The 12,791-nt window shown below is 72.2% G+C and carries 10 protein-coding genes; 5 read left to right on the top strand and 5 right to left on the bottom strand.

Features of this window, described 5'->3' with window-relative positions:
• Positions 1 to 14: 14 nt before the first annotated feature.
• Positions 15 to 1,565 carry a sodium:solute symporter family protein gene (locus tag ACRRSS_RS02370; protein WP_435969555.1) on the top strand — a complete coding sequence of 517 codons (1,551 nt, stop codon included), beginning with the start codon at positions 15 to 17 and terminating at the stop codon, positions 1,563 to 1,565.
• On the opposite strand, the gene ACRRSS_RS02365 is transcribed toward ACRRSS_RS02370, so the two are convergent.
• Positions 1,550 to 2,668, bottom strand: a complete 1,119-nt coding sequence (locus ACRRSS_RS02365) for an ADP-ribosylglycohydrolase family protein (RefSeq protein ID WP_435969554.1) — start codon at positions 2,666 to 2,668, stop codon at positions 1,550 to 1,552. The two genes, ACRRSS_RS02370 and ACRRSS_RS02365, sit on opposite strands and share 16 nt — an antisense overlap.
• A gap of 154 nt (positions 2,669 to 2,822) precedes the next feature.
• Between ACRRSS_RS02365 and ACRRSS_RS02360 the strand changes: the two genes are divergently transcribed.
• Positions 2,823 to 3,923: a tyrosine-protein phosphatase gene (locus ACRRSS_RS02360; RefSeq protein ID WP_435969553.1), complete on the top strand. Its 1,101-nt coding sequence runs from the start codon at positions 2,823 to 2,825 to the stop codon at positions 3,921 to 3,923.
• 52 nt (positions 3,924 to 3,975) lie between these two features.
• Here ACRRSS_RS02360 and ACRRSS_RS02355 read toward each other — a convergent pair whose 3' ends face one another.
• Both ACRRSS_RS02355 and ACRRSS_RS02350 read right to left on the bottom strand, forming a co-directional pair.
• Positions 3,976 to 6,561, bottom strand: coding sequence for a bifunctional FO biosynthesis protein CofGH (locus ACRRSS_RS02355; RefSeq protein ID WP_435969552.1), 2,586 nt, complete (start codon positions 6,559 to 6,561; stop codon positions 3,976 to 3,978).
• A gap of 72 nt (positions 6,562 to 6,633) precedes the next feature.
• Positions 6,634 to 7,464, bottom strand: coding sequence for an LLM class F420-dependent oxidoreductase (locus tag ACRRSS_RS02350; RefSeq protein WP_435969551.1), 831 nt, complete (start codon positions 7,462 to 7,464; stop codon positions 6,634 to 6,636).
• Between the two features lie 128 nt (positions 7,465 to 7,592).
• Here ACRRSS_RS02350 and ACRRSS_RS02345 point away from each other — a divergent pair, with 128 nt between their 5' ends.
• The 3 genes from ACRRSS_RS02345 to ACRRSS_RS02335 all read left to right on the top strand — a co-directional run bounded on the left by ACRRSS_RS02345 (position 7,593) and on the right by ACRRSS_RS02335 (position 9,310).
• Positions 7,593 to 8,048 (top strand): nuclear transport factor 2 family protein, encoded by a 456-nt coding sequence (locus tag ACRRSS_RS02345; RefSeq protein WP_435969550.1) that lies wholly within the window; start codon positions 7,593 to 7,595, stop codon positions 8,046 to 8,048.
• A gap of 13 nt (positions 8,049 to 8,061) precedes the next feature.
• Positions 8,062 to 8,814 carry a GNAT family N-acetyltransferase gene (locus ACRRSS_RS02340; RefSeq protein WP_435969549.1) on the top strand — a complete coding sequence of 251 codons (753 nt, stop codon included), beginning with the start codon at positions 8,062 to 8,064 and terminating at the stop codon, positions 8,812 to 8,814.
• A gap of 292 nt (positions 8,815 to 9,106) precedes the next feature.
• A complete protein-coding gene (locus ACRRSS_RS02335) occupies positions 9,107 to 9,310 on the top strand; it encodes a hypothetical protein (protein ID WP_435969548.1) in 204 nt (67 codons plus the stop codon).
• Positions 9,311 to 9,469: 159 nt separating this feature from the next.
• Here the strand turns inward: ACRRSS_RS02335 and ACRRSS_RS02330 are convergent, their stop codons facing one another.
• Both ACRRSS_RS02330 and ACRRSS_RS02325 read right to left on the bottom strand, forming a co-directional pair.
• Positions 9,470 to 11,035, bottom strand: coding sequence for an APC family permease (locus ACRRSS_RS02330; RefSeq protein WP_435969547.1), 1,566 nt, complete (start codon positions 11,033 to 11,035; stop codon positions 9,470 to 9,472).
• 271 nt (positions 11,036 to 11,306) lie between these two features.
• A complete protein-coding gene (locus tag ACRRSS_RS02325) occupies positions 11,307 to 12,761 on the bottom strand; it encodes an aldehyde dehydrogenase family protein (RefSeq protein WP_435969546.1) in 1,455 nt (484 codons plus the stop codon).
• Positions 12,762 to 12,791 lie beyond the last annotated feature (30 nt).

The following is a 12,791-nucleotide window of genomic DNA, read 5'->3' as shown; positions in this document are numbered from 1 at the left end:
TTGGAGGGGGCTCCATGAACAGTCTCGACTGGGCCGTGCTCATCGGCTACTTCGGCGTGATGGTCGCGATCGGCGTCTGGTCCCACAAGCGCGTGGACACCGTCTCCGACTTCTTCACCGCTGGCGGCCGGATGCCCTGGTGGCTCTCCGGCATCTCCCACCACATGTCCGGCTACAGCGCCGTGATGTTCACCGGGTACGCGGGCATCGCCTACACCTACGGCGTCACCTCGTACGTCACGTGGTCCTTCCCCATCGCCATCGGCATCGCCATCGGCGCCCACCTCTTCGCGCCCCGGCTCAACCGGCTGCGCTCCCGGCTCAAGGTGGCCTCCCCGCTCGAATACCTCAAGGACCGCTACAACCTCCCGACCCAGCAGGCCCTCGCCTGGTCCGGGGTCCTCCTGAAGATCGTCGACGTGGGCGCCAAGTGGGCCGCCATCGCCACCCTGCTCTCGGTCTTCACCGGCATCTCCCTGAACCAGGGCATCCTCATCACCGGCGTCGTGACCGGCGTCTACTGCACGGTCGGCGGGCTCTGGGCCGACGCCCTCACCGAACTCGGCCAGTTCGTCATCCAGTTCTTCGCCGGCATCGCCATGCTCGTCGCCGTCCTCGGCAAGCTCGGCGGGTTCAGCGCGCTGTGGACCGTCTGGGACCGGCCCGAGCTCCAGGGCCACACCGCGCCGACGGCCGGCCCGTACACGATGACCTTCCTGCTCGCCTACCTCTTCATCAAGACCTTCGAGTACAGCGGCGGCATGTGGAACCAGGCCCAGCGCTACATGGCCACCCCCTCCGCCCGCGAGGCCACCCGCTCCGGCCGGCTCTCCGCCGTGCTCTGGTTCGTGTGGCCGCTCGTCCTCTTCTTCCCCATGTGGTGCGCGCCGCTGCTCGTCGACCCGAAGAAGCCCGACGGCTCCGACGCGTACGCCCTCATGACCGAGCAGCTGCTGCCGCACGGCCTGCTCGGTCTCGTCGTCGTCGGCTTCTTCTCGCACACCATGGCCATGTGCTCCTCCGACGCCAACGCCATCGCGGCCGTCTTCACCCGGGACATCGCCCCGGTCCTCAGCAAGGCCGCCCGGAGCTGGACGCAGCGGGCCGGGCTGCTCGCCGCGCGCTGGTCGACGATCGCCTTCCTCGCCCTGTCGATGGCGGTCGCGACCCAGGTCAACTCCCCCGCCTTCAAGGACATCATCACCGTCGTCATCAAGTGGGTCGCCGGACTGATGGGGCCGATCGCGATCCCGTTCATGCTCGGACTGCTGCGCGCCTTCCGGAAGTCGGGCCCGACGGCGGCGCTCGTCTCCTGGGCGGCCGGACTCTTCGTCTTCTGGCTCACCAACTACGGCCTGGACGGCGTCGAGCTCCAGATCCAGATCGTCTCCCCGCTCGCCACCTCCCTCGTCCTGTACGTCCTGATCGGCTTCGTCAGGCCGGAGGACACCCCGGAGCGGGACGCGCTCCTGGACCGGATCGGCTCGGACCCGGACGGGGACGAGGACGGGACCGCCGTGATCCCCGCGCAGGGCGGCGAGCGCGCCGATCAGCCCCTCGGGTAGCGCGCGAGCCAGCCCGGCGAGGACTCCGTGGGGCCGTGCAGGGCGGCCCCCTGGGTCATCTCCATCGAGAAGTCGTCCGCGAGCTCCAGGACCGTCGCACGGCCCTCCAGTTCGGCCAGCCAGGCCGGCGGGAGGGCCGTCTCGCCGTGCAGGGCGCCGAGGAGCGCGCCGGTGAGCGCGCCGGTCACGGCCGAGGGCCCGTCGTGGTTGACCGCGAGCCGCAGCCCGTGCTGTACGTCCTCGCCGACCAGGGCGCAGTAGACGGCCGCCGCGAGCTGGCCCTCCGCCCGGTCCTCGGTCGCGCCGAGGGCGGCCACCCGCTCCGGGTCCGGCACCCCCTCGCGTACGGCTCCGAGGGCGCGGCCGAGGGCCTCGGTGACCGGCTCGTGGCCGGGGCGCGCCGCCAGCTGACCGAGCGCCCGGTCGACGGACGTCTCCACGGAGCCGCCGCGGGCGAGGCCGTGGACGACGACCGCGAAGGCTCCGGCGGCGAGGCCGGCGGCCGGGGCTCCGTGGGTCTGGGCGGCGCACTCGACGGCGAGCTGGCAGACGAGCTGCGGCTCCCAGCCGACGAGCAGCCCGAAGGGAGCCGAGCGGACCAGGGCGCCGGAGTCGTCGGCCGTGGGGTTCTTGGGCTTGTCGAGGGTGCCGAGGCGCTCGTCGCCGAGGCCGGTGAGGCAGGCGCGGGGCGGGTTGCGGCGGGTGTAGAGCCACTCCTCGTGGGCGAGCCAGCCGTTGTCCTTGCGGCGTTCGTCGGGACCCCAGTCCCGTTGGGTGGCGGCCCAGCGCAGGTGCGCCCGGTGGACGTCGGTGGGCGGGTGCCAGGCGCCGGTGTCGCGGCGGACCTGGGCGCGGATCAGGCCGTCGACGGTGAAGAGGGTCATCTGGGTCGCGGCGGTGACGGCGCCGCGGCGGCCGAACGCGGGCGCGGGCTCGGTGAGTCCGTCAGGTCCGTGGGCCTCGCGGAGTGCGGCGAGGGTGCGGCCTTCGGCACCCGCTCCCAGCGCGTCGCCGAGGGCGCCGCCGAGCAGACAGCCCCGTACGCGGGCGCGGAAGTCCTGCTGTTCGGCGCGGCCCCACACGGCCGCGGCTGTCGTGGCCACGTCGTGCCCTCCCCCCGTAGACCGGTCTGCGCAGCACTGTAATGGACCGGGTACGTCCGTTCGGGGGCCGGAACGTTATGTGATCCGACGCCCTTCAGGCCGGTTTTGACCGCAGTTCACCCGAGGTTCGGGCAGGACTTGAACGATCCGCGTCATGAGCCCCGTGACACGAGTCAGGTCCCTCTCCGCCGCGGCCGTCGCCGCCGTCCTGCTGACCGGACCGACCGCGCCGACCGCCTCCGCGCACCCCTTCGCGCCCGCGCACCCCCACCACGGCGGGCAGCACCAGGGCGGGCAGCGGATCCCCTTCACCGCCGCGACCGTCACGGAGAACGCCGACGGCACCCACACCGTCGCGTGGCGGGCCCCCGGCACCCGCGGCGTCACGATCCGCACCGGCGGCCGTACCGTCCACCGCGGCGGGGCGACCGGCTCGGTCACCGTCCGGGGCCTCGCCGCCACCGACCGGCGCTGGTTCGACCTCGTCCCCGACCGGGGAACCCCGCTGCGCCTCGCCGACCGGCTGATCCGCCTCCAGGGCACGGTCAACTTCCGTGACGCGGGCGGCTACCGCACCGCCGACGGCCACTGGGTGAGGATGGGTGAGGTCTACCGCTCCGACTCCCTGGAGAAGCTCACCGACGCCGACCTCGCCAAGCTGGGGCGCCTCGGTGTCCGGACCGTCTTCGACCTGCGCATGGAGTCCGAGCGGACCACCGCGCCCGACCGCGTCCCGGCCGGCGCCACGCACGTCGTCGCCGACGTCCTCGCCGGCAGCGGCACCTTCACGTCGATGCCGAAGAGCCCCGCCGAGGCCGAGGCGATGATGGTCGAGGGAAACCGCTTCATGGTGGGCGGCGCCACCGCCCGTGCCGCGTACACCACCGTCTTCGACGGCATCGGCTCCGACCGGAGGCGCGGTGTCCTCTTCCACTGCACCGCCGGCAAGGACCGCACCGGCTGGTCGAACGCGGCCCTGCTGACCGCCCTCGGGGTCCCCGAGGAGACGGTCATGGCCGACTACCTCGCCAGCAACACCTACCGGGCCGCCGCCGACGAGGCGATCCTCTCCCACCTCCCGGCCCAGCAGGCCGCCGTCTACAAGCCGCTCCTCGACGTCCGCCCCGCGTACCTCGACGCGAGCTTCGCCGAGGTCGAGGAGGAGTACGGCTCCTTCCGCGGGTACCTGCGGAAGGGCCTCGGCATCGACGAGCGGGAGCTCAAGGAGCTGAGGAGGGACCTCCTGGTCGGCTAGTCGGGTCTCTTCGGATCGGGTGGGGCTCGTCCGGTGGACAGGCCCGTGGGGATCACTCGGCCGGCAGGACCGGCAGCAGTTCCGGGAGGTGGCCGTCCGACGCCCTCGCCGTGCGCTGCCGCTCCTCCGGCACCTCGCCGTACAGGGTCGTCCGGGGCTTCGCCGGGCGGCCCGCCGCCTCCGCGATGGCCTCCAGGTCGCGGATCGAGCGGTACGAGCCGTAACTCGACCCGGCCATGCGGGAGATGGTCTCCTCCATCAGCGTGCCGCCCAGGTCGTTGGCGCCCGAGCGGAGCATCTCGGCGGCGCCCTCCGTGCCCAGCTTCACCCAGCTGGTCTGGATGTTGGGGATGTGCGGGTGGAGGAGCAGTCGGGCCATCGCGATGACCGCGCGGTTGTCGCGGGCCGTCGGGCCGGGGCGGGCGATGCCCGCGAGGTAGACGGGCGCGTTGGTGTGGATGAAGGGGAGGGTCACGAACTCGGTGAACCCACCGGTCTCCTGCTGGATGCGGGAGAGGGTCCGGAAGTGGCCGAGCCAGTGCCGGGGCTGGTCCACGTGTCCGTACATCATCGTGGACGAGGAGCGGATGCCCAGTTCGTGGGCGGTGGTGACGACCTCGATCCAGGTGGCCGTGGGCAGCTTGCCCTTGGTGAGGACCCAGCGGACCTCGTCGTCGAGGATCTCGGCGGCGGTGCCGGGGATCGAGTCGAGCCCGGCCTCCTTGGCGGCCGTCAGCCACTCGCGGATCGAGAGGCCGGTGCGGGTGGCGCCGTTGACGACCTCCATCGGGGAGAAGGCGTGCACGTGCATGCCGGGGACGCGCTTCTTCACCGCCCGCGCGATGTCGAAGTAGGCGGTGCCGGGCAGGTCGGGGTGGATGCCGCCCTGCATGCAGACCTCGACGGCGCCGACCTCCCAGGCCTGTTCGGCGCGGTCGGCGACCTGGTCGAGGGAGAGGGTGTACGCGTCGGCGTCGGTGCGGCGCTGGGCGAAGGCGCAGAAGCGGCAGCCGGTGTAGCAGACGTTGGTGAAGTTGATGTTCCGGGTGACGACATACGTGACGTCGTCGCCGGACACGGACCTGCGGACGTCGTCCGCGATGCGGGTGAGGGCGTCGAGCGCGGGCCCGTCGGCGTGCAGCAGGGCGAGCGCCTGGCCGTCGGTGAGCTTCGTCGGGTCGTCGGCGGCGACGGCGAGGGCCTCGCGGACGTCGGCGTCGACACGCTCGGGGACCATGCCGGGGGCGGCGGCCTCGCGCAGCGCCTCCCAGTCGCCGTACACCTCGTCGAAGTCGTCGCGCCGGTCGTGGGTGCGGCCGGTGGTGTCGATGGTGGCGTGCAGATCGGTGCGGCCGACGGCGGTGAACGCCTCGTCGGGCTCCTGCCAGGGCAGGCCCCGTACGGGCGCGTCGGGGTTCGCGAGACCGGTCTCGGGGTCGGCGAGGGCGCGGACGTGCGGGAGGAGCCGGGGGTCGAGCCAGGGTTCACCCCGTGTGACGAACTCGGGGTAGACGCAGAGGCGTTCACGCAGCTCGAAGCCGGCGGCGCGGGAGCGCTCGGCCAGCTCCTCGATCTGCGGCCAGGGCCGCTCGGGGTTGACGTGGTCGATGGTGAGCGGGGAGACGCCGCCCCAGTCGTCGACGCCGGCGGCGATGAGCCGCTCGTACTCGGAGTCGACGAGGTTCGGCGGGGCCTGGAGGCAGGCGGAGGGCCCCATGATGTGCCGGGCGACGGCGACGGTGGCGACGAGGTCGTCGAGGTCGGCGTCCGGCATGCCGCGCATGGCCGTGTCCGGCTTGGCGCGGAAGTTCTGGATGATCAGTTCCTGGATCGAGTGGTACGCCCGGGAGACCCGGCGCAGCGCGAAGAGGGACTCGGCCCGTTCCTCCGGCGTCTCGCCGATGCCCAGGAGCAGCCCCGAGGTGAACGGCACCGAGGACCGGCCCGCGTCCTCCAGGACCCGGAGCCGCACCGCCGGTTCCTTGTCGGGGGACCCGTAGTGGGGGCCGCCGGGCTCCGACCAGAGGCGGGTGGCGGTGGTCTCCAGCATCATGCCCATGGAGGGGGCGACCGGCTTGAGCCGCTGGAAGTCGGTCCAGGAGAGCACCCCGGGGTTGAGGTGCGGGAGGAGTCCGGTCTCCTCCAGGATGCGGATCGCCATGGCCCGTACGTAGGCGATGGTGTCGTCGTACCCGTGCGCGTCGAGCCACTCCCGGGCCTCGGGCCACCGGTCCTCGGGCTTGTCACCCAGGGTGATCAAAGCCTCCTTGCAGCCCATCGCGGCGCCGCGCCGGGCGACGTCGAGCACCTCGTCCGGCGACATGAACATCCCGTGTCCGTCGCGGCGGAGCCTGCCGGGGACGGTGACGAAGGTGCAGTAGTGGCACTTGTCCCGGCAGAGTCGGGTGAGGGGTATGAACACGCTCTTCGAGTACGTGATCACCCCGGGCCGCCCCGCCGCCGCGAGTCCGGCGTCCCGCACGCGTCCGGCGGAGGCGACCAGGTCCGCCAGGTCCTCCCCGCGCGCCCGCAGCAGCACGGCGGCCTCGGCCACGTCGAGCGCGACCCCGTCCCTGGCCCTCTTGAGGGCACGGCGCATGGCGTTGGCGGTGGGCCGGTCTTCCTGGTCGTCCGTCATGAAACGAGCATACGAGCGGGCGGGGAGCGCGGGTGGCGGGGAGGCCGAGGTCACCGTGCCCCGCCCGGCCGCTCAGAGGTACTGGGCGTACGCGTCCAGGGTGCGCAGGACCTCCGGTTCCGGGGACGGTGGCAGCTGGAGAACGACCTCCTCGCAGCCCAGTTCGGCGTAGTGGGCGAGCTTGCCGGGGGTCGGGAGGACCGCGTACGGGACGATGTGGAGGGCCTTCGGGTCGCGGCCCGCGGCCTCCCAGGCCTCGCGCAGGAGCGGCAGGGTCTCGGTCAGGCCCCGGCCGCCGATCGGCATCCAGCCGTCCGCGTCCGCGACGATCCGCGCGAGGAGCTTCGGGCCCGCCGCGCCGCCGAGGAGGACGCGGGGCGCGCCGCCCGCCGGCTTGGGCCAGGCCTCCGAGGCGCGGACGGAGCGCCCGGACTCCCCTTCGTACGCGGTGGGTTGCGGCGCCCACAGGGCCCGCATCAGGGCCAGCCTGTCGTGGGTGACCTCCCGGCGCGTCGACCAGTCGACGCCGTGGTCGGCGGCCTCCTCCCGGTTCCAGCCGTAGCCGACGCCGAGGGTGAAGCGGCCGCCGGAGAGGTGGTCGAGGGTCGCGATCTGTTTGGCGAGGGCGATCGGGTCGTGTTCGGCGATCAGCGTGACGCCGGTGCCGAGGCCGAGGTGTTCGGTGACGGCGGCGGCCTGGCCGAGGGCGACGAAGGGGTCGAGGGTGCGGCCGTACTCGCGGGGCAGCTCGCCGCCCGCCGGGTAGGGCGTGTCCCGTGCGACGGGGATGTGGGTGTGTTCGGGGAGGTAGAGCCCGCCGAATCCGCGCTGTTCGAGTGCGCGCGCGAGCCGCACGGGCGTGATGGTCTCGTCGGTCAGGAAGATCGTGGTCGAGATCCGCATAGCGGCACGGTAGGGGCTGCGGCCGGGATTTCCGAGAGGTGCGGCGCCGCGGGCCTCTCGCGTTGTTCCTCGGTCCGCGCGCCGACCGCCCTTGACCTGAACCTTGGTTGAGGTAAGAGGCTTCTCACATGAACGACACCAGCGCAGCCCTCGCCCCCACCGACGTCACCGCCGACACCGCCGCCATCACCCGCCTCTTCGACCGCTACCTCCGCTCCCTGGACGACCGGGGCACGTTCGACGGGACCTGGGCGGCCTCCTTCTTCACCGAGGACGCGACCACCTCCACCCCCGCCGGGGACGTGCGCGGCCGGGACGCCATCGCGGCCAACGTGCGCATGGCGATGGGGCTCTTCGACCGGACCGTGCACTTCGGCTCGAACTACCTGATCGACGTGGACGGCGACCGCGCCACCCTGCTCGGCAACCAGCTCTCCACCCACGTCCTCGCGTCCGACGGCGAACTGTTCGTCTCCGGCGGGCGGACGGAGAACGAACTCGTCCGCACCGCCGGGGGATGGCGGCTCTCCCGGGCCGATCTGCGCATCGCCTGGAAGCAGGGAAATCCGCCTGTGCTTCCGTAGCGCGGCTGCTTGGATGGCGGTCATGCTGAGCCGAATCGAGACCTATTACGACGCAGTACCCCGATCCGCCGCCCGGGTCGAGGAGTTCGGGCCCCTGAGCCTCTTCGTGAGGGAGGGGGACGGCTGGCCGTACTACGCGCGGCCCGCGCTCGGGCACACCGGTGACGTGTCCGTCGCGGACGTGGAGCGCGTACGGGAACGGCAGCGGGAGCTGGGCGTGCCCGAGGCGTTCGAGTGGGTGGCGGAGACGACACCGGGACTGCGCGCCGCCGTCGAGAAGAGCGGGCTCGTGATGCACGAGCATCCCCTGATGGTCCTGGAGGGGGAGGGCGTGCTCCCCGCCCCGCCCGAGGGCGTCACGGTACGGATGGTCGGCGCCGACGACGCCGCCCTCCCCAGCGCGGTCGCCGCACCGTACGCGGCCTTCGGCGCCGAGCCCTCGCCGGGGGCCGTCGCCCAGGTCGCCGCCCGGCTCACCGCGGGCCGCACCCGCCTGGCCGCCGCCCTGGACGCCTCCGGCACGGCGCTCTCGGCCGGTCAGCACCAGCCCGTCGGGGCCGTCTCCGAGGTGGTCGGCGTCGGCACGCTCCCGGAGGCCCGGCGGCGGGGCCTGGGGCTCGCGGTCACCGCGGCCCTCGTCGCGGACGCCCGTGCGGGCGGCGTGGAGACGGTCTTCCTGTCGGCGTCGGACGAGAGCGTGGCCCGCCTCTACGGCCGCCTCGGTTTCCGCACGGTCGCCACGGCGCTGATCGCGGAGGCGAGCTGATCGCGTAGGCGGGCTGATCACGTAGGCGAGCTGATCGCGGTGCCGGGCTGATCACCGGGGCCTGACCGGCGGCACCGTCCGCCGGCGGGCCGGCGCGGCCCGGTGAGGGGTACCGCCTCGCGCACCATCAGCGCGTCGACCGGATCCTCGGACTCCGACGTGAAGCCCTCCCGGTCGTAGAGGCGGCCGTCCCCCTCCGCGGGGGCGCATCCTAGGGAGCGTCCGCCGAGCGCCCGGGACCCGGTGGCAGTAACCGGACCGGTGCCGTCCGCGTTGGTCCGGCATGAAGAAGATGCTCACCGCAGTAGCCCTGACCTGTTTCGCCGCGACGGGCGGCCTCGCCGCCGCCGGGACCGCGGCCGCCGACACCGGCGGTGTGAACCTGCCCTCGGTGGTGCCGCTCAGCGGCGTCCTGACCCCGAAGGCGAAGCCGGCCGGCACGCCCGGCCTGCCGCCCGCCAACGCGGCGGTGGAGCACCTGCTCCCCGGGCGCTGACCGGCGCGGCGGGGATAGGACGAAAGTGGCGGGACCCCCCACGGGCCCGCCACTTTCGCGTCTCTGTGCCTCAGGGACGTAGGCGTAACTCAGGACGTCACGCGACTCAGGACGTACAGGCCACTCGGAAGGCGCGCGTGACGCGCAGACGTACGGCCGTCAGTCGGCGACGACCAGCGACGGCGTCTCCTTGGTCAGCACCTCGCCCCGGAAGAAGGCGGGGCTCCTGCGCTGCATGACCAGCATGATCACCACGCCGATGAGCAGCAGGCCGACACCGATGACGAAGACCGAGCCGACGCCGAAGACCGCCGAGCCGGAGCCGTACGCCGGGTCCCACATGTCGTACAGGGTCTTGCCGAAGACGGCGGTGAGCATCAGGCCGCCGAGCAGCGGCATGAGGCCCTTGTAGGCGAGGTCCCGGCCGGAGCGGAACAGCTCGCGGCGGAAGTACCAGACGCAGGCGAAGGCCGTGAGCGCGTAGTAGAAGCAGATCATCAGGCCGAGCGCGTAGATGGTGTCGACCAGGACGTTCTCGCTGAGCAGGGTCATCACGGTGTAGAAGACGCCGGTGGCGACGCCGGCGACGACGGTGGCCTTGCCGGGGGTCTTGAAGACCGGGTGGACCTTGGTGAAGGACTTCGGCAGCGCCTCGTACGTGGACATCGCGAGCACCGTGCGGGCGACCGGGATGAACGTGGTCTGGAGGCTGGCGGCGGCCGAGGCGAGGACCGCGACGAAGAGCAGGACGCCGAGCGTGGGGCCCATGACCGGGCCGGCGAGCGCGGCGAAGACGTTGTCGGAGGTCTCCGGGTTGGCGAGGCCGAGGCCCTCCTCGCCGGAGCCGACGACCATCTGCGCGGCGATGCCGGTGGCCAGGTAGGAGCCGACCAGGACGACCATCGCGATGAGCGCGGCGCGGCCGGGGGTCCTGGCGCTGCCGGTGGTCTCCTCGTTGGTGGCCATGCAGGCGTCCCAGCCCCAGTACATGAAGATCGAGAGCGAGAGTCCGGCGGTGAAGGCGGCGAAGGACTGGACCGCGAAGGGGTTCATCCAGGACCAGGAGAAGTCGACCGAGGTCTCGAAGGACCCGGCCTTCGTCAGGGCCATGCCCACGAAGACGGCGAGGACGACGAGCTGGAGGCCGACGAGGGTGTACTGGACGCCCTTGGTGGCGGTCATGCCGCGGTAGCTGATCGCGGTGGCGGCGGCGATGAGCGCGAGGCAGGTGACGATGTGGACGGCTTTGTTGTCGTCCAGGGCGGCGACGGATTCGCTGCCGCTGATCTCACCCGCGAGGAGCCAGAAGTAGGAGGTCGCGACGCCGGCCAGGTTGGACAGCACGATGATCGTCGCGATGACGAGGCCCCAGCCGCACATCCAGCCGATCTTGGGCCCGAAGGCCTTCACGGTCCAGGTGAAGGAGGTGCCGCAGTCGGGCATGACCCGGTTGAGCTCCCGGTACGCGAAGGCGACGAGGAGCATCGGCAGGAAGCCCGCGAGGAAGACGGCGGGCATCTGCAGTCCGACCTCGCCGGCGGTGGAGCCGAGCGTGGAGGTCAGACAGTAGACGGGGGCGACGGTCGAGATGCCGATGACGGCACTGCCGAGGAGGCCGACGGAGTTCCCGCCGAGGCCTTTGGTGCGCACGCCGTTGGTGTCACCCGGGGGCTTGACGCCCCTTACCGTGTCTCCGGCCTGGGGCCGCGCTTCCACCTGAGTCATGAACAGGACGTTAAATGCTGCGGTTTCCACATCCGGAGGATCAAAATCCGCTCATCTGATCGATCGACGCCTTTCAATCTGCTGGTCGAGGAGGATCATCACCAATGATTGAAAGATCGACGACCGGGAGCGACCGACCAACTGGTAGGTCGGTCGACCGATGTCCGATATGCGGGAACCGCAGCTCAGCCCGGAATGTCCGTTTCCAAATTTTCCCGAGGAATTTTCGGGAAGACCGTCCGGACGTCATCGACCCGGGCCGGGCCCGGGCTCAGCCCGGCCAGACCACCGCCTGCAGCTCGCTGTAGGCGTGCAGCGCGTACGAGCCCACGTCCCGCCCGACCCCGCTCTTCTTGAATCCGCCGAACGGTGCCTCCATGTTCCGTCCGATCGTGTTCACGCCCACCCCGCCGGCCCGCAGCCGGGCCGCGATCCGGAAGGCACGGGCCACGTCGCCCGACCACACGTAGTCGATCAGCCCGTAGTCGCTGTCGTTGGCGAGCGCGATCCCCTCCTCCTCGTCGTCGAAGGGGACGACCACGACGACCGGCCCGAAGATCTCCTCCCGGACCACCCGCATCTCGTTCGTGCAGTCGGCGAGCAGCGTCGGCGCCACGTAGAAGCCCTTCGCGAGGTCCGGGCGCTCGCCGCCCGCGACGACCCGCGCCCCTTCCTTCCGCCCCAGCTCGACGTACGACTCCACCCTGTCGCGGTGGGCCGCCGAGATCACCGGTCCGACGACCGTGCCCTTCTCCGCCGGGTCCCCGACCTTCATGTGGGCCAGATAGCCGGTGAGCCTCTCGACCAGCCGCTCGTAGATCCCGCGCTGCGCGAGCACCCGGGTCGGGGCCGTGCAGATCTGGCCGCTGTAGAAGGAGAACGTCGTCCCGATCCCCATGACCGCCGAGTCCAGGTCGGCGTCGTCGAGGACGAGCGCGGCGCCCTTCCCGCCCAGCTCCATCAGCTGCCGCTTCAGCTCGCGGCCACAGACCTCGCCGATCGCCTGCCCGACCGCCGTGGAACCGGTGAACGACACCATGTCGACGTCCGGGGAGTCCACGGCCGCCCGCCCGGCCTCCACCGAGGAGCCGGTGACCACGTTGACGACGCCCGGCGGGACTCCGGCCTCCTCCAGGGCCCGGGTCATCGCGTACACGGAGAGCGGATCCTGCGGGGCCGGCTTCACCAGCACCGTGTTGCCCATCGCCAGCGCCGGGGCGACCTTGCCCGCCGGGTTGGCCCAGGGGTTGTTGTACGAGGTGATGCAGGTGACCACGCCGACCGGGCGCCGCACCGCGACCGCGCCGAACACCCCGGCCCTCCCCATCGGACCCGCCTCGTTGATCTGCGGGGGCAGGGCCTGCTCGACCGGTTCCAGGGCGCCCCGGGCGTACCGCCGGAAGCGGGCGGCGCCGACCGCGACCTGCATCCCCCGCGCGGTACCGGTCGTCGCGCCCGTCTCGGCCCGCGCCAGGAGCGTGTTCGCCTCGGCGTCCCTGGCCATCAGGTCGGCGGCCCGGTCCAGGATCGCCGCCCGCTCCTCCGGTTTCGTACGGGACCAGGAGGCGAAGGCCTCGCGGGCGGCGGCCGCCGCCTCGTACACCTGGCTCCGGGAGGCCTCCGGCGCGAGGCCGACGACCTGCTCCGAGGCCGGGTCGACCACCTCGTAGTGCCCGCCGTCGGGCTCGACCCATTCGCCGCCGATGAAGAGCCGCTCGGTCCTCACCCGGTGCCCCCGTCCCCGCCGATGAAGAAC

Origin of the sequence: Streptomyces sp. Qhu_M48 (assembly GCF_051305195.1) — a bacterium.
Lineage (GTDB): Bacteria > Actinomycetota > Actinomycetes > Streptomycetales > Streptomycetaceae > Streptomyces.
The sequence above is the reverse complement of the archived record's forward strand: the minus strand, read 5'-3'. Positions and strand labels throughout refer to the sequence as shown.